Genomic DNA, 17,029 nt, shown 5'->3' with positions numbered 1-17,029 from the left:
GATATTTTACCAAGTATATCTCCAACCTCTATTCCTAAATTAGGATTAAACACTTCTACTTCTATAACATCACTTTCCTTGTATCCATAAGTTATGTCCTCTTCATTAATAATATTTCCTAATCCTGCAACTTTTTCTTCACTTAATAGATCCTTATTACTTTTATTCATAAAATTATTAGTCTTAATAACATAATTATAAATCTTCTCTGTTACATTCCATCTATCTACACAATTTAAAACAACTATAATAATATTTCTACCTTCATAATTGATTGAGGAAACTAAACATTTACCTGCACCGCCTGTATAACCAGTTTTAACACCATTTGCACCAGGAATCTTATATAATATTTTATTAATATTTTGATAATCTCTAGTGAAATTATATTTTTCTTTATATATTATTTTTTCTCCAACAAGCTCTTTAAAAACATCAAATTCCATAGCTTTAGATGTTAAAATCGCTAAATCATAGGCAGATGAATAATGCTTTTCACTATCTAATCCATGCGGAGATTCAAAATGTGAATTAATTATACCTAAACTCTTTGCGTAGTCATTCATTATATTAGCAAATCCTTCAATAGATCCTCCTATTTCTTCAGCTATTGCAATAGCTGCATCATTTCCAGATCTAAACATCAATCCAAATAATAATTCTCTCATAGATATTTCTTCACCAGCTCTATATCCTACTGTTGAGCCTCTAATAGAAGAGGCATTTTTACTGATGGTTACTTTTTTTTCTAAATTACCATAATTTATTGCTATTAGAGCTGTTAAAATTTTAGTAGTACTAGCCATTGGAACTATTTCATATCCATTTTGGCTCCATAAAACTGTATTGTTTTTACTATCTATAGCTATAGCATTTCTTGCAGATACTCTTAATGGAGTATTTATATTTACTTCTTCTGATGAAATATCTATAGAATCTTCTTCAAGCATTTCAATTGACTCATAATCACTATCAATATTTTCATCAGTAATTGCTTTAACTGAATAAATATTCCATGTAAATGTCAATAATACTAATAAAACAGTTGATAAAACTTTTTTAATAATATTCATATTATCACCCTCTATACTAACCATCTAAAAATAGTTTGTTCTAAAAGATAAATTTTAAACATTTATTTTACATTTTTCTATAAATAGAACATTCTTTATTACTTGAAAGGATTTTAGGAATGATTTTATTTATTGTATTTTCAATAGCTATATTAATTTTATTTTTACCAATACCATTAAAAATTAAAATAGAATATTTAGATAAAAATCTTAATTTTAAGATTTACAAATATACAATTTTTTCATCAAAAAATGGTATAGAAAATAAATATATAAAGAAAATTATAGATAAAAATTTAAAAAATAATAAAAGTAATGCTCCAGATACACATAATATTAAGAAAAAAAAACTTTCCTTAAGAAAGCTATATAAAAATATAAATTCTAATAAGATAAAACCCACAATTAAATTTAGTGGTGATATTAATTATGGATTAGAAGATGCTGCTCTTTGTGCTATGTTATACGGAATCTTATGTAATATTCCTAGCATTTTATACTTTTTCTTAAATATTATTTTTAAAGTTAAAGCTTTAGATCTTAATATTAAGCCAAATTTTAATACTTTAACTTTCTCATTTGGAATAACTAGTATATTTTACTTTAATATTGCAAATATTATATATATGTTATTTTTAATAATTAAATCTATGGAAATAAAGGAGGTGGCTCCCAATTAAGGGAGAAACATATGACTACTCAACATCCGGTTGAAAATTTAATGAAAAGCACAATGGAAAATCTTAAGGATATGATAGATGTCAATACAGTAATAGGTGATGCTGTAGAAACAAAAGATGGTAGCTACATCATTCCAATATCTAAAGTTACCTTTGGATTTGTATCTGGTGGAAGTGAATTTGGTAACTTATGCAAAGCGCCTATGGAAGATACTTATAAACATCCATTTGGTGGTGGATCTGGAGCTGGTATAACTGTAAAACCAGTAGCCTTCTTAGTTTTAAGAAAAGATGTAGTTCGATTATTACCAGTAGAGCAAAATAATACTTATGATAGAATTGTAGACTCTGTCCCTCAAATTATAGATATAGTAAAAGGATTTTTTAACGAAGATAAGAAAAATAAAAATAATTGTTGTCAAGATTCTGTTTCTGATACCAATTGTGATAATACAGATTCCTCATCTAATAATTTATATTAATTTATATAAGATATATTTTAGTGTTCTAAAATATATCTTATATCTCTTTTAAGATTTCTTCCATATTTTCAACTATTTCATTAGATTTATCTTCATAAAGGTCTAATGAAGGTAGATCTTTTAATTCTTTTAGTCCAAATTGTCTTAGAAATTCATCAGTTGTTCCATATAATATAGGTCTTCCTGGAACTTCTAATCTACCAACTTCTTTTATTAAATCTTTTTCTAATAATCTCTGCATAGCGCTTTCTGATTTTACCCCTCTTATTTCATCAATATCTACCCTGGTTATAGGCTGTTTATATGCGATTATAGCCAAGCTTTCTAAAGATGCTTGAGATAAAGACTGTCTTTTATTCTTTTTTAATAATTTTTGAATATAACTACTATTTTCAGCTTTTGTAACTAATTGATATTCACCATTGATTGATATTAACTTGATTCCTCTCTTTTCATCCTCGTATTCACTTATCATTTCTTCTAATATGTTTTTGATAGTTTTATTAGAAATTTCTAATGCATTACTTAAATCTTTTATAGTTAAAGGGTCTCCACTTACAAATAATAATGATTCTATAGTTGATTTTATTTTAGGCTTTGATGATATTTCTTCAAATTCATATTGAGCCGCTTCCACTTTATTCATTTATTAATCTCCTTTCCATAATTATATCTTCAAAATTATCATCTTGATAAGCTTTAATGATTCTTAGTTTAATAAGCTCTAGTAAAGCTAAAAAGGATACAACAGCTTCTAACTTACACTCGCTATCTTTTATTATCTCCTTAAACTTTATTATTCTATTTTTATCTATAATTGCTAGTAAATCATTCATCTTATCTTCGATTTTATATTTATCCACATATATTTTTCTTTGAATAATATTTTCTTTATTTTGTTTCATTAAGAAGTTCTCAATTAAATTATTATAAATATTATATAAATCTAATAATGTTGTATTTTTAAATATATCTTCTTCTTTGTTATTAATATTTATGTCTTCAATAATCTCTGGTTTTTTAGTATATATATCACCAGAACTTACATACCTCTCTCTAAAAAACAAAGCAGCTCCCTTAATTTTTTTATATTCAATAAGCTTTTCCATTAAGTTTTTCTCTATGTCTTCCTCATTTTCATCTGTATTCTTAATTACAGGTAGTAATTTTTTAGACTTAATTTCTATTAATGTTGCAGCAACTACTATAAATTCAGATGTAATATCTAAATCCATAATTTTCATATCATCCAAATATTTCAAATACTGATTTGTAATTTTATATATTTCAACATTATATATATCCATTTCATTCTTTTTAATTAAATGTAGCAATAAATCAAAGGGTCCTTCAAAATTTGCTACCTTAACCTTTGGCATTTCCATATATCTCATCCGCCTTTAATTATACATTTTCCTTCGAATATATAATATCAATTTTATTTGTAAAGGACAACCTTTTTAAGTTAATTAAGATTTATTGTAATAGTCTAAAAATAAAATACGGAATTGTTTTCAATAATATATATTCATTACTGAAATAATTCCGCACTTTAATTAGAACTATCAAAAAAGATACTTCTATATTCCTTTTCTAAACATATTTTTCATATTAAACTTAAAGTTTTCAAATATTCCACCTAATTTTATATCTCTATCAGAATATAATTCTACTTCTCCAATCTTATCTTCTCCAAGGTAAATTTCACACTTACCTACTATTTCTCCTGCTTTATATTCTTTTTTAACTTCATTTATATTGATTTTTTTCTCAATTTCTTTATTTTCACCCTTTGGAATAATTGCGATTAAATCATCTTTCGCCTTAGCTATGAAGAATTTATCTGTATTTTTGCTTAAATAAATATTTTCTACATCTTCATCTTTTACTAATACTTTTCTACCTTCAAACTTAGAAAATCCAAAATTCATAAGCATTCCAGCATCACGATTTCTTACCTTATAAGTAGGTGCACCCATAATTACTGAAAGCATTCTTACTCCATTCCTTGTTGAAGTTGCAGAAATGCAATATTTTGCTTCTTCCGTATAACCAGTTTTTAAGCCATCACAACCTTCAAAAAACCTTACAAGTTTATTATGATTTACAAGCTCAATTGGTGATAATCTTCCCTCAGATATAGTTTCCATATATGTGCCTGTATACTTTAAGATAGTAGGATGCTTTAATAATTCTAAAGACATAATTGCTATATCTCTTGCAGTTGATAAATGACCTTCCTTTGGTAGACCATTACAGTTTCTAAAAGTTGTATTTGTCATACCTAATTCTTGTGCTCTTTTATTCATCATATCTACAAAAGCTTCTTCTGTTCCTCCTAGATATTCAGCTAAAGCAACTGCCGCATCATTTCCAGATGCAATTGCTACACCCTTTAATAATTCTTCTACAGTTCTTACTTCTCCTGTATCAAGAAGCATAGTGCTTCCACCCATTTTCTTTGCATTTTCACTACATGTTACTTTATCACTTAATGATATTTTGCCACTATCTATAGCTTCCATAGTTAATAGCATAGTCATTATTTTAGTAACAGATGCTGGTGCAAACTTTTCATCAGGATTTTTTTCATATAATACTTTACCTGAAACAGGCTCTATTAATAATGCAGACTTTGCATCTACATTTATACCTTCATCAGTAAAAGTTTCCACACTCCACTCTCCATAAGTTTCAGCATCATCATATGGTTCTACATCAGCTTTTACAGGTAAAATATTTAAAGATAATAAACTTAAAGTTATAACCATAACTTTACTTAAAATTTTTTTATTCATAATATTTCCTCCCTTCAAGCTTATTATTACCAATAAAAATAAAAATATGATAAAAAGAATTAAATTCTTCTTATCATATTTCCATTACTTATTTAACTATATCATATATCAATGGTATTTCTTTATTTAACTCATTAGATATAACTATATTGTTTAAAATTTTATGTTTAGCCTTTTCTATATTATTTATATCATTACTATGAATGTAAGCTAGTACTTCCCCCTCTTTAACTTTATCTTCTCTTTTTTTATTAAGCACTATCCCTACAGCTAAATCTATATCGCTCTCTTTTGTTTCTCTTCCAGCTCCAAGTTCCATAGCTATTAATCCAAAAGCTTCTGCATTAATTTTAGTTACTATTCCACTTCTATTTGCTCTAACTTCTTCAATATACTTAGCTTTTGGAAGTTTATTTGTATCATCAATAAATGAGGAATCTCCTCCCTGTGCCTTAACAAATTCTTTAAGTTTTTCTAATCCCTTACCATTATTTATATTTTCTAATAATAGTGCCTTTGCCTCATCAAAAGTTTCAGCTTTATTAGCACATATAATCATATAACTTCCTAGAGTTAAAGTTAATTCTAATAAATCCTTTGGTCCATTTCCCTTTAATAAATCAATAGCTTCTTTTACTTCTAAGGCATTTCCAATTGCATATCCTAATGGCTGATCCATATCAGAAATTACACCAATCGTTTTTCTTCCGACAGACTTACCTATATTAACCATTTCTAATGCTAAAGCCTTAGCATCCTCTGGAGTTTTCATAAAGGCTCCATCTCCAACTTTAACATCTAGTACAATAGCATCTGCACCTGAAGCTATCTTTTTACTCATAATACTTGAAGCTATTAAAGACATATTATCTACAGTTCCAGTTACATCTCTTAAAGCATATAGCTTTTTGTCTGCCGGAGCTATATTTCCTGTTTGACCTGTTAATGCTATACCAATAGTATTGGAATTATTAATAAACTCTTCCTCTGTTAATTCCACAGAAAATCCACTAAATGACTCTAATTTATCAATAGTTCCACCAGTATGACCTAATCCTCTTCCTGACATTTTTGATACAGGAACTCCCAATGAAGCTACTAAAGGAGTTAAACATATGCTTGTTTTATCTCCAACTCCACCAGTTGAATGTTTATCTACCTTTACACCATCAATTGAAGATAAGTCAATAACATCACCTGAATTTACCATTGCCATAGTTAAATCTGCTGTTTCTTTAGTATTCATTTTATTAAAAAATATAGCCATAAGTAGAGCTGATACTTGATAATCTGGTATCTCTCCCTTTGTAAAACCATCTACGAAAAAATCAATTTCTTCTTTAGACAATTCTTGGCCTTTTCTCTTTTTAACTATTATGTCATACATTCTCATTGAAATATGACCTCCTATTATTTTAGTATTTTGTTTAAAAAGCTTTTCCCATCAATATTATTTTCAATATTAAAATATTCTAAAATAGTCTTACTTATATCAGTAAAGCTTTCTCTAGTTCCTATGTTAATAGGATTAATTTTATTACCGTATACTAATAGAGGTATATATTCTCTTGAGTGATCAGTACTTTCAGTAGTTGGATCACAACCATGATCAGCAGTTAACATTAAAATATCATCTTCTGTCATTTTATTATAAATTTCTTCTAATCTATTATCTAAATCTTCAATTGCCTTACCATATCCTTTAGGATCATTTCTATGTCCATATAACATATCGAAATCAACTAAATTAGTAAATATTAACCCTTCTTTTACCTCATCCATATATTTTAAAGTAGCATCAACACCATCCATATTATCCTTTGTATGGACTGCTTTAGTGACGCCCTTTTTATTATATATATCTTCTATCTTTCCTACTGCTGCTACTTCTTTTCCGTCTTCTTTTAAGTACTCAAGCATTGTTTTTGAGAATGGATCTAAGGCATAATCTCTTCTATTTGAAGTTCTTTTATATTTACCATTTTCCCCCATAAATGGTCTTGCAATAACTCTTCCTACTACATTTTCCCCTATAAGCATTTCTCTTGCTACTTTACACATATTGTATAGTTCATCTAGAGGAATTACCTCTTCATGTGCTGCTATCTGAAAAACGCTATCTGCAGAAGTGTATACTATTGGATAACCGGTTTTCACATGTTCATCTCCAAGTCTTTCAATGATCTCTGTACCAGATGCAACACAATTACCTAATACTCCTTTTTTATTTACTTTTTGTAAGAATTCATTTATTATTTCTTCCGAAAATCCATTTGGATAAGTATTTAATGGAGTATCAAGAATTACACCTCCAATTTCCCAATGTCCTGTTACTGTATCTTTTCCTTTTGATTTTTCTGCAAGTTTTCCATAAGCTCCAATATTATCACTTACTTTATTTAAATATTTAACCCCTTCAATATTCCCAAATCCTAATTTTTCAAGATTATCTATCTTAAGTCCCCCACAGGCTTTATAAGTGTTGTCTAAAGTATGACTACCAACATCTCCATAAAGGTTTGAATCTGGTAGTTCACCTACTCCTAGACTATCCATAACTATTAAAATTACTCTTTTCATTTTACCTACTCCTTTCAAACTATAAAGCCTAGAATTATCTATTCTATGATCTTATTATGCTCTAGGATGGGAGTTTTTATAAACGATATTTATTTTATCGTTATTTATTATTTCATAATATGTGTCCATATAAGTTAGCACTTGATTTCCTAAAAGTTTTTGTACTGCTCGTACATTTGCTCCATTTTGTAATAAATGTACTGCAAAAGAATGTCTAAATGTATTTAAATTGACTTCCTTCTTTATTCCTGCTTTATGTGAATACTCTTTAACAATTCTCCAAACACCTTGTCTAGTCAACTGATTACCATTTAAATTTACAAATAAATTTTCTACTCCTGCGCAAGCAATTCTATCTCTAATTTTAAAATATTCTTTTATAGCTTCTACAGCACTTCTTCCAATTGGAATAAGTCTTTCAAAACGCTTATTATCTAAACATTTTACAAAACTTAATTCTAAATTAACATCATGAACTTTTAAGTTTATAATTTCAGAAACTTTCATTCCTGTTGCATACATTAGTTCTAAAAGCGCATTATCTCTAATTCCTTTATTACAGTCTTTATCTACAATTTTAATTATTCTGTCTACTTCATCAATAGTCAAAATTTCAGGCAATTTTCTAGTAGTGGTTGTATTTTTATAGTAAATTTTAGGAATTTCTTTAACAACTTCTTGATCTTTTAAATAATTATAAAAACTTCTTAGGCTTATTACTATCCTATTTATAGATCGTTCAGATTTACCTTGACTAAGTAAATGTTGTATATATCCTAAAACTGATAAATTGTCGGTTTTCTCTATTGTTATATCCTTACTGTTTAAATATTTAACATATAAATTAACATCCGTTACATAAGCATAAACAGTATTTTCACTTTTATGACTCTTTAATAAAGCTTCCTTATAATTATTCACAATTTCTTTCATAATACTTCCCCTATCCTAATATATATTTTATTCGACAAAAATCTTATAATCCCTTCTTTATTTTCATTAGATTAGGTTATTTTATAAACATTAGTAACTACCAATCTTATTAATCCTGGACTTAAATAGCACTCAATTAAAACTCCTACTATAAATAATATAAAGAAAAAAGATAATTTCATAATTAATCCATTAAAAATGTTCTTACTAAACCTTACACCACCAAAGAATCTTTCTTTTATTTTTGCTGATGATAACTCTAGTGAGATTATACTTATCCCCACAAAAAAAGGAACATAAAGTAAATTTTGTGGAACTGTAGAAGTTAGCGCGATCCAAATTCCCTTTCCCTCGAAAGTAGTCAATAAAAAACTAAAGGTATATCCTAAGGTAAATCCTTTTATTAAATCAATTATTAATATTAAAGGTGCCCCAAAAACAGTAAACCCCAGTGCTATTATAAGTATAATAGTTAAAATATTATTTTTTATAATACTCAAAAGTAATTCATTAGTTTTTACTTCTTGGTTATTAATACTTTTAATAAACCCTGTGAAATAGTCAGATAAATCCTTTGCATCTACTCCATCCATATATTTTATGGTATATGCCCCTAGTAATATACCAACAAAGAAAAATGTTAACACCATTAAATAAAATATTTTATTTTCTTTAAAATTAGAGTTCATCTTCTCTACAAAATTCATAATACTCCCCCTAGAAAGTTGCTATAAAACATAATATGAAAGAATTTATTATAATATTCATAATTGAATATATGTAAATAAAAAAAGTGCATATATATAATTTTAATAATTCCTTATATAAACTAAGGATTATTTCAAATTACACATATCCACTTAAAATTTAAATATAAAATTATAAATATGTAAAAATACTTATAGTTTTCCCATCAATAATTTCACCTTTTTTTATCATTTCCTTAACTTTATTTATATTAATAATTTTGACATTAGTAAATTCATCATCATCTTCATCTTTATTTCCTAACGTTAGGTTCGTAGCCTTATATAAATATATTATTTCATCACAAAATCCTGGTGCCGTAGCAATACATCCTAGATATTCTAAGTTATTTGCTATATATCCAGTTTCTTCTTGCAATTCTCTTTTTGCACATGCTATAGGCTCTTCATTTTTATTAAGCTTACCTGCAGGAATCTCTAATAAATTTCTATTTAATGGTAATCTAAATTGTTCAACTAAAATTATATTGTCTTCATCTAAAAAAGCAATTATTGCAGTGGCCCCAGGATGTTTTACCACATCTCTTGATGTGCCTTTTCCATTTGGTAATATAACATCAACATTTAATATATCTATAAAATTTCCTTCATATATTAATTTTTCATTTAATATTTTTTCTTTTAAATCCATATTCTCTCCCTTTAATTTATAAAAACACTCTTAATTAAGATAAAATCTTAACTAAAAGTGTTTTTAGGAATTATTTTGTTATGCAAATTTAATTTAGTATTTTATATAAATTATTATATTTATAATACAATAATTTTATTCTTTTATCAATGCAAAACTATTTTAATAATTAACTTACTTTATTCTTAAGTCTTAGTTTATCAGCAATTATAGCAATAAATTCACTATTAGTTGGTTTACCCTTTTCNATTCCTGCTTTATGTGAATACTCTTTAACAATTCTCCAAACACCTTGTCTAGTCAACTGATTACCATTTAAATTTACAAATAAATTTTCTACTCCTGCGCAAGCAATTCTATCTCTAATTTTAAAATATTCTTTTATAGCTTCTACAGCACTTCTTCCAATTGGAATAAGTCTTTCAAAACGCTTATTATCTAAACATTTTACAAAACTTAATTCTAAATTAACATCATGAACTTTTAAGTTTATAATTTCAGAAACTTTCATTCCTGTTGCATACATTAGTTCTAAAAGCGCATTATCTCTAATTCCTTTATTACAGTCTTTATCTACAATTTTAATTATTCTGTCTACTTCATCAATAGTCAAAATTTCAGGCAATTTTCTAGTAGTGGTTGTATTTTTATAGTAAATTTTAGGAATTTCTTTAACAACTTCTTGATCTTTTAAATAATTATAAAAACTTCTTAGGCTTATTACTATCCTATTTATAGATCGTTCAGATTTACCTTGACTAAGTAAATGTTGTATATATCCTAAAACTGATAAATTGTCGGTTTTCTCTATTGTTATATCCTTACTGTTTAAATATTTAACATATAAATTAACATCCGTTACATAAGCATAAACAGTATTTTCACTTTTATGACTCTTTAATAAAGCTTCCTTATAATTATTCACAATTTCTTTCATAATACTTCCCCTATCCTAATATATATTTTATTCGACAAAAATCTTATAATCCCTTCTTTATTTTCATTAGATTAGGTTATTTTATAAACATTAGTAACTACCAATCTTATTAATCCTGGACTTAAATAGCACTCAATTAAAACTCCTACTATAAATAATATAAAGAAAAAAGATAATTTCATAATTAATCCATTAAAAATGTTCTTACTAAACCTTACACCACCAAAGAATCTTTCTTTTATTTTTGCTGATGATAACTCTAGTGAGATTATACTTATCCCCACAAAAAAAGGAACATAAAGTAAATTTTGTGGAACTGTAGAAGTTAGCGCGATCCAAATTCCCTTTCCCTCGAAAGTAGTCAATAAAAAACTAAAGGTATATCCTAAGGTAAATCCTTTTATTAAATCAATTATTAATATTAAAGGTGCCCCAAAAACAGTAAACCCCAGTGCTATTATAAGTATAATAGTTAAAATATTATTTTTTATAATACTCAAAAGTAATTCATTAGTTTTTACTTCTTGGTTATTAATACTTTTAATAAACCCTGTGAAATAGTCAGATAAATCCTTTGCATCTACTCCATCCATATATTTTATGGTATATGCCCCTAGTAATATACCAACAAAGAAAAATGTTAACACCATTAAATAAAATATTTTATTTTCTTTAAAATTAGAGTTCATCTTCTCTACAAAATTCATAATACTCCCCCTAGAAAGTTGCTATAAAACATAATATGAAAGAATTTATTATAATATTCATAATTGAATATATGTAAATAAAAAAAGTGCATATATATAATTTTAATAATTCCTTATATAAACTAAGGATTATTTCAAATTACACATATCCACTTAAAATTTAAATATAAAATTATAAATATGTAAAAATACTTATAGTTTTCCCATCAATAATTTCACCTTTTTTTATCATTTCCTTAACTTTATTTATATTAATAATTTTGACATTAGTAAATTCATCATCATCTTCATCTTTATTTCCTAACGTTAGGTTCGTAGCCTTATATAAATATATTATTTCATCACAAAATCCTGGTGCCGTAGCAATACATCCTAGATATTCTAAGTTATTTGCTATATATCCAGTTTCTTCTTGCAATTCTCTTTTTGCACATGCTATAGGCTCTTCATTTTTATTAAGCTTACCTGCAGGAATCTCTAATAAATTTCTATTTAATGGTAATCTAAATTGTTCAACTAAAATTATATTGTCTTCATCTAAAAAAGCAATTATTGCAGTGGCCCCAGGATGTTTTACCACATCTCTTGATGTGCCTTTTCCATTTGGTAATATAACATCAACATTTAATATATCTATAAAATTTCCTTCATATATTAATTTTTCATTTAATATTTTTTCTTTTAAATCCATATTCTCTCCCTTTAATTTATAAAAACACTCTTAATTAAGATAAAATCTTAACTAAAAGTGTTTTTAGGAATTATTTTGTTATGCAAATTTAATTTAGTATTTTATATAAATTATTATATTTATAATACAATAATTTTATTCTTTTATCAATGCAAAACTATTTTAATAATTAACTTACTTTATTCTTAAGTCTTAGTTTATCAGCAATTATAGCAATAAATTCACTATTAGTTGGTTTACCCTTTTCATTGTGGATTGTGTATCCAAACAGCTTATTAATAGCATCTACTTGTCCTCTACCCCAAGCAACTTCTATTGCATGCCTTATCGCTCTTTCAACTCTTGAAGCAGTTGTATTATACTTTTTCGCTATTTAAGGATATAGTTCCTTAGTAACAGCTGATAATAGCTCCATATCGTTTACCACCATTGTTATTGCTTCTCTTAAATACATATATCCCTTAATATGAGCCGGAACACCTATTTCATGAATTATATTAGTTATTTCTGTTTCTAAATCAATCGGTCCCTTTGATACTGGTTTCATTTCATTTTCTAAAACTGTATTAGATTGTTTCTTTACAGTTTCATTAGAATTGTTATTAAATAACTCTCTAATCCTCTTTGTAAAAACATCCATATCAAAAGGTTTAACTACATAGTAATCAGCTCCAAGGGTAATAGCTTTTTGGGTTATTTTATCTTGACCTACTGCAGAAAGTACTATTATTCTTGGCATTTTTTCTAAATGCATAGAATTTAACTTCTCTAGCACTCCTAAGCCGTCTAAATGTGGCATAATTATATCTAATACCACTAAATCTGGTTGTTTTTCTTCAATTAAAGCTAAAGCTTCCCTTCCATCTTTAGCTACTGCAGTAACTATAATATCCCTTTGATTTAATAAATAATCATTTAAGATACTGCAAAACTCCTTGTTATCATCAGCTATTAAAACTGATATTTTTGAATCATTCATACTTTTCTCCCCCATCTTCCCGAATACTCCACATAAAATGAGTAATTAATAGTTCTTTAAATTTTTATCTTTATAAATCTTCTATAAATATTATTTATAGACATACTATTAAATAACTTATCCTTTATCTTGGATATGCTATCATTATATCACAAATTATTTAAATAAAATAGTTTTTTTACAATTTTTTCAAAATTTTATACTCAAATTACATATTGAAATTAATAATATGTAATTATAATTTTACTCTATTATACCTGCATCCTTTAACATCCATTCAATATATATTCCATATCCCACATCAGGCTTATTTATTAAAACATGAGTTACAGCACCGATAATTTTATTATTTTGGATTATTGGACTACCACTCATTCCTTGAACTATTCCGCCTGTTTTTTCTAATAATTCTTCATCTACTACTTTTATTACCATACTTTTAGCGCCTGGCTCTTCTTGAGGTAGAAGCTTAATTATTTCAATATCATAAGCTTTTGGTCCCTCTTCATCGATAGTAGTAATTATTTTAGCTGGCCCTTCTTTTATTTCACTTCTAAATCCTACTTTTAATGGCTCATTAAATATAGGATTTATTAGCTTATTAGACCCATTACCAAAAATACCTGCTTCAGTATTTTTATCAATATTTCCAATACTTTCTCTTTCATTTACGAATAATCCTTTTAATTCTCCTGGAGATCCTTTCTCTCCCTTTCTTACACTTATTATTGATGAATTTAGTAAATTTCCTTCTTTTATTATAAATGGTCTATTAGTATCACCATCTGTTATTGGATGACCTAAAGCACCAAATAAGTTAGTATTTTTATCATAAAATGTTAATGTTCCTATTCCTGCTGTAGAATCTCTAACCCAGAGACCTAATTTGTACTCATTATTTTCTTTTTCTAATTTCACATCTTTTATTTCATTGATACCATTTCTCATATATTCTATGGACACTTTATTTTTTTCTAAATCTCTTATTTTTTTAGATAAATCTGTAGAGTTTTCTATTTCTTTTCCATCAAGTTTTGTAATTATATCTCCTAATTCTATTCCTGAAGTCTTAGCTGGGCTTTCAACCTTTCCTTCTAGAGATTCAATATCAGAATGACCAACTACTAAAACACCCTTTGTTGAAATTTTTATACCAACATTTACTCCTCCTGGATAAACCTCTAAATCTTTTATTTTAGATACTGATACTGATTTTATAGGAATTAATCCTAATAATTTTAGTTCTAGTTTATCTTTTATTATTTTGCTATCTTTTATAAATATATTATTTGAAACCTTAATATCATGAGCATCTTCATTTACATATATTTTTTCTGGCACATTAAACAGATAGAAATAAGTAAATAAACTCAGAATCAACATTGGAGTTATTATCATAACTATATATTTAAATTTTTCCTTTTTCATATTATCTCCTCCTTTGCTTCTGTATTTAACTTTCCCTCATGTCCATTCATATATGCTGTATTAAGATTGTTAAAATCGTTAAAAATTTTAAAGATATAACTTTAAAAAATAAAAAACTAAAATCATGGCAAATAACCATGATTTTAGTTTGTTCAAAATTTTATATACTTATGTATTTATACTATAAGTCTTTTAATATTTCTTTCTTTTTAATTTCTGCAAAAGCAACCATTTCTGATGCATTTTCTAAAGTTACATCACTCACTTCATCTCCACTAGTCATTTTTGCAATTTCCTTAATTTTTTCGTATTTATCTAAAGTTCTAATCTCTGTAAAGGTCTTTCCATCCTCAACCTTTTTAGAAACAAAATAATGACAATCAGATAAAGCCGCTATTTGTGGTAAATGTGTAATACATAAAACTTGATGTTTTGCTGATACTTCATACATTTTTTCTCCAACTCGCTTTGCAATAGTTCCACTAATTCCTGTGTCTATTTCATCAAAGATTAAAGTAGGTATTTGATCTTTGTCCACAAATACACATTTCATAGCAAGCATAATTCTTGAAAGTTCACCACCAGAAACTACTTTTTCTAAAACTTTTAATGGTTCTCCTGGGTTTGTTGAAATTAAGAAAATAACATCATCTAAGCCTCTAGAATTAAAATTATTACTTTTTTCTATTTCTATTTTTATTTCTGACTTTTCCATTCCAATATAATTCAATTCTTCTTTAATTTCTTTTTCAAGACTTATTGCATATGATTTTCTAATATTATGCATTACTTCACATATATTTTTCATTTCTTCTTCTATTTTAATTTTCTTTGAATTTAACTCATTAATTATTTCTTCAGAATTAACTAACTCATCATATTGCACTTTTAAATTTTTTAAATAATTTAAAATATCATCAATAGACTCTCCATATTTTTTCTTATATAAACTAATTTCATATATTCTTGAATTTATTTTTTCAAGTTCAAATTCATCAAAATAAATTTCAGAAGATATATCTCTTATTTCTCTTGAGATATCTTCTAAAATATATAGAGAATCTTCTATTCTTTCTCTTTTATCTTTTATTTTTTCGAAATGTTTTTCAACTAAGGAAAGCTCATTTACTACCTTAGAAAGACCTTCTATTACTGAAACTCCTTCCGATGGACTATCTAATATAGAATAACTCTTACTTAGAGCTAAAGAAATTTTTTCTGCATTAGAAAGTAAGTTAAACTCATCCTTTAAATCTTCCTCTTCATTTACTTTAAGATTAGCTTTTTCAATATCATCTATTTGAAACTTTATATAATCTAAAAGTTTCTCCCTATCAGTATTTCCATTTAATTCATTAATTTTTTCAACAATTAAATTTTGTTCTTTTCTCAAGTCTTCATATGTATTTAAATAGGATAAAATTTCTTCTCCTATGTAATCATCTAAATAAATTATATGAAAGGCCTTATTTAATAAATTTTGATTTTGATGTTGACCATGTATGTCTAATAATTTTTCTCTTATTTTCTTTAAATATGATAAAACTACCGACTTCCCATTTACCTTTATTATACTTTTACCTAATAAAGTTGTTTCTCTAGAAATTATCAAAATTTCATCTTCAATATCTAATTCATTTAAAATATTAACTAATTCAGGATTGTCTATTGAAAAAACTGCTTCAACAAAGGTTTTATTCTCACCATATCTTATTAATTCTTTAGAAAACTTTCCACCTAAAACATAATCTATAGTATCTATTAATATAGATTTACCGGCTCCAGTTTCTCCTGATAAAATATTAAATCCTTTTCCAAACTCAACACATAATTCTCTAATTAGAGCAAAATTCTTAATATTTAATTGTAATAACATTTAATATCACCTTTAATTTATAATATCATTCTTCTAACTTTTTCAACTAAATCTTCAGCCTTATCTAAGCTTCTAGCCAAAATAAATATAGTATTATCACCTGCAATGGTACCTGCAACTTCAGTGTCAAACAAAGTATCAATAGCTTCAGCTACAGCCATTGCTGAACCAGTCAAAGTTTTTACAACAACAAAATTATCAACATTTTCTACTGATACTGCTGCATTTATTAATATACTTGATAATTTATCATTTATATCTTTAGTTTCTTTAGAAGAAGCTGCATATTTATAATTTCCTGAAACACCTTGCATTTTTATAAGCTTTAGTATTTTTATATCTCTTGATACTGTAGCCTGAGTAACATCAAATCCAGCTCTTTTAAGTTCCTCTGCTAGCTCTTCTTGTGTTTCTACATCTTTTTCACTAATTATCTCTAGTATCTTATTATGCCTTCTTGACTTCAA

At 26.4% G+C, this 17,029-nt stretch carries 15 protein-coding genes and 3 pseudogenes; 2 read left to right on the top strand and 16 right to left on the bottom strand.

Translation table 11 applies throughout. The features are described from left to right. Positions 1–143 precede the first annotated feature (143 nt). A pseudogene (locus BN6774_RS09965) lies at positions 144–950 on the bottom strand (D-alanyl-D-alanine carboxypeptidase family protein); the annotation flags it as partial. Positions 951–1,192: 242 nt separating this feature from the next. Here BN6774_RS09965 and BN6774_RS09960 point away from each other — a divergent pair. Together BN6774_RS09960 and ytfJ are read left to right on the top strand one after the other, a co-directional pair. Further along, positions 1,193–1,753, top strand: a complete 561-nt coding sequence (locus BN6774_RS09960; RefSeq protein WP_066893165.1) for a DUF2953 domain-containing protein — start codon at positions 1,193–1,195, stop codon at positions 1,751–1,753. Positions 1,754–1,764: 11 nt separating this feature from the next. Continuing rightward, positions 1,765–2,235, top strand: a complete 471-nt coding sequence (ytfJ, locus tag BN6774_RS09955; RefSeq protein WP_066893162.1) for a GerW family sporulation protein — start codon at positions 1,765–1,767, stop codon at positions 2,233–2,235. Between the two features lie 37 nt (positions 2,236–2,272). Here the strand turns inward: ytfJ and scpB are convergent, their stop codons facing one another. The 15 genes and pseudogenes from scpB to BN6774_RS09880 form a co-directional block, all read right to left on the bottom strand. Next, on the bottom strand, positions 2,273–2,881 hold the full coding sequence (gene scpB / locus BN6774_RS09950) for an SMC-Scp complex subunit ScpB (protein ID WP_066893160.1): 609 nt from the start codon (positions 2,879–2,881) through the stop codon (positions 2,273–2,275). Continuing rightward, positions 2,874–3,620: a segregation/condensation protein A gene (locus BN6774_RS09945; RefSeq protein ID WP_066893158.1), complete on the bottom strand. Its 747-nt coding sequence runs from the start codon at positions 3,618–3,620 to the stop codon at positions 2,874–2,876. Before BN6774_RS09945 ends, scpB begins: the two co-directional genes overlap by 8 nt. Before the next feature lie 195 nt (positions 3,621–3,815). Continuing rightward, positions 3,816–5,033 (bottom strand): D-alanyl-D-alanine carboxypeptidase family protein, encoded by a 1,218-nt coding sequence (locus BN6774_RS09940; protein WP_066893156.1) that lies wholly within the window; start codon positions 5,031–5,033, stop codon positions 3,816–3,818. A gap of 88 nt (positions 5,034–5,121) precedes the next feature. Next, entirely contained in the window at positions 5,122–6,426 is a 1,305-nt protein-coding gene (locus BN6774_RS09935; protein WP_066893154.1) for a pyrimidine-nucleoside phosphorylase, read from the bottom strand. 17 nt (positions 6,427–6,443) lie between these two features. Further along, entirely contained in the window at positions 6,444–7,613 is a 1,170-nt protein-coding gene (locus tag BN6774_RS09930) for a phosphopentomutase (RefSeq protein WP_066893152.1), read from the bottom strand. 54 nt (positions 7,614–7,667) lie between these two features. Further along, positions 7,668–8,546, bottom strand: coding sequence for a tyrosine-type recombinase/integrase (locus BN6774_RS09925; RefSeq protein ID WP_066893150.1), 879 nt, complete (start codon positions 8,544–8,546; stop codon positions 7,668–7,670). 71 nt (positions 8,547–8,617) lie between these two features. Further along, positions 8,618–9,253, bottom strand: a complete 636-nt coding sequence (spoIIM, locus tag BN6774_RS09920) for a stage II sporulation protein M (RefSeq protein WP_066893148.1) — start codon at positions 9,251–9,253, stop codon at positions 8,618–8,620. A 172-nt stretch (positions 9,254–9,425) separates the two neighbouring features. After that, positions 9,426–9,944 (bottom strand): NUDIX domain-containing protein, encoded by a 519-nt coding sequence (locus tag BN6774_RS09915; protein ID WP_066893146.1) that lies wholly within the window; start codon positions 9,942–9,944, stop codon positions 9,426–9,428. Positions 9,945–10,167: 223 nt separating this feature from the next. Further along, positions 10,168–10,881, bottom strand: a pseudogene (locus tag BN6774_RS09910) (tyrosine-type recombinase/integrase); the annotation flags it as partial. Positions 10,882–10,952: 71 nt separating this feature from the next. After that, positions 10,953–11,588 carry a stage II sporulation protein M gene (gene spoIIM / locus BN6774_RS09905; protein ID WP_066893148.1) on the bottom strand — a complete coding sequence of 212 codons (636 nt, stop codon included), beginning with the start codon at positions 11,586–11,588 and terminating at the stop codon, positions 10,953–10,955. Between the two features lie 172 nt (positions 11,589–11,760). Beyond that, positions 11,761–12,279, bottom strand: coding sequence for an NUDIX domain-containing protein (locus tag BN6774_RS09900; RefSeq protein WP_066893146.1), 519 nt, complete (start codon positions 12,277–12,279; stop codon positions 11,761–11,763). Positions 12,280–12,448: 169 nt separating this feature from the next. Then, a pseudogene (gene spo0A, locus BN6774_RS09895) lies at positions 12,449–13,258 on the bottom strand (sporulation transcription factor Spo0A). A gap of 243 nt (positions 13,259–13,501) precedes the next feature. Further along, a complete protein-coding gene (gene spoIVB / locus BN6774_RS09890; RefSeq protein ID WP_066893144.1) occupies positions 13,502–14,686 on the bottom strand; it encodes a SpoIVB peptidase in 1,185 nt (394 codons plus the stop codon). 181 nt (positions 14,687–14,867) lie between these two features. Continuing rightward, positions 14,868–16,562 carry a DNA repair protein RecN gene (gene recN, locus BN6774_RS09885; RefSeq protein ID WP_066893142.1) on the bottom strand — a complete coding sequence of 565 codons (1,695 nt, stop codon included), beginning with the start codon at positions 16,560–16,562 and terminating at the stop codon, positions 14,868–14,870. Between the two features lie 17 nt (positions 16,563–16,579). Next, the gene (locus tag BN6774_RS09880) at positions 16,580–17,029 is read right to left on the bottom strand and encodes an arginine repressor (RefSeq protein ID WP_066893140.1); all 450 of its coding nucleotides are present in this window, start codon (positions 17,027–17,029) and stop codon (positions 16,580–16,582) included.

Origin of the sequence: Clostridium nigeriense (genome assembly GCF_900086595.1) — a bacterium.
Lineage (GTDB): Bacteria > Bacillota > Clostridia > Clostridiales > Clostridiaceae > Clostridium > Clostridium nigeriense.
The sequence above is the reverse complement of the archived record's forward strand: the minus strand, read 5'-3'. Positions and strand labels throughout refer to the sequence as shown.

Bases quoted from the DNA above. Each gene is read 5' to 3' on its own strand.
- BN6774_RS09930 (WP_066893152.1), bottom strand. From the start codon at position 7,613: ATGAAAAGAGTAATTTTAATAGTTATGGATAGTCTAGGAGTAGGTGAA.
- BN6774_RS09940 (WP_066893156.1), bottom strand. From the start codon at position 5,033: ATGAATAAAAAAATTTTAAGTAAAGTTATGGTTATAACTTTAAGTTTA.
- BN6774_RS09915 (WP_066893146.1), bottom strand. From the start codon at position 9,944: ATGGATTTAAAAGAAAAAATATTAAATGAAAAATTAATATATGAAGGA.
- spoIVB (WP_066893144.1), bottom strand. From the start codon at position 14,686: ATGAAAAAGGAAAAATTTAAATATATAGTTATGATAATAACTCCAATG.
- ytfJ (WP_066893162.1), top strand. From the start codon at position 1,765: ATGACTACTCAACATCCGGTTGAAAATTTAATGAAAAGCACAATGGAA.
- BN6774_RS09900 (WP_066893146.1), bottom strand. From the start codon at position 12,279: ATGGATTTAAAAGAAAAAATATTAAATGAAAAATTAATATATGAAGGA.
- BN6774_RS09945 (WP_066893158.1), bottom strand. From the start codon at position 3,620: ATGGAAATGCCAAAGGTTAAGGTAGCAAATTTTGAAGGACCCTTTGAT.
- recN (WP_066893142.1), bottom strand. From the start codon at position 16,562: ATGTTATTACAATTAAATATTAAGAATTTTGCTCTAATTAGAGAATTA.
- BN6774_RS09960 (WP_066893165.1), top strand. From the start codon at position 1,193: ATGATTTTATTTATTGTATTTTCAATAGCTATATTAATTTTATTTTTA.
- spoIIM (WP_066893148.1), bottom strand. From the start codon at position 11,588: ATGAATTTTGTAGAGAAGATGAACTCTAATTTTAAAGAAAATAAAATA.
- BN6774_RS09935 (WP_066893154.1), bottom strand. From the start codon at position 6,426: ATGAGAATGTATGACATAATAGTTAAAAAGAGAAAAGGCCAAGAATTG.
- BN6774_RS09925 (WP_066893150.1), bottom strand. From the start codon at position 8,546: ATGAAAGAAATTGTGAATAATTATAAGGAAGCTTTATTAAAGAGTCAT.
- scpB (WP_066893160.1), bottom strand. From the start codon at position 2,881: ATGAATAAAGTGGAAGCGGCTCAATATGAATTTGAAGAAATATCATCA.
- spoIIM (WP_066893148.1), bottom strand. From the start codon at position 9,253: ATGAATTTTGTAGAGAAGATGAACTCTAATTTTAAAGAAAATAAAATA.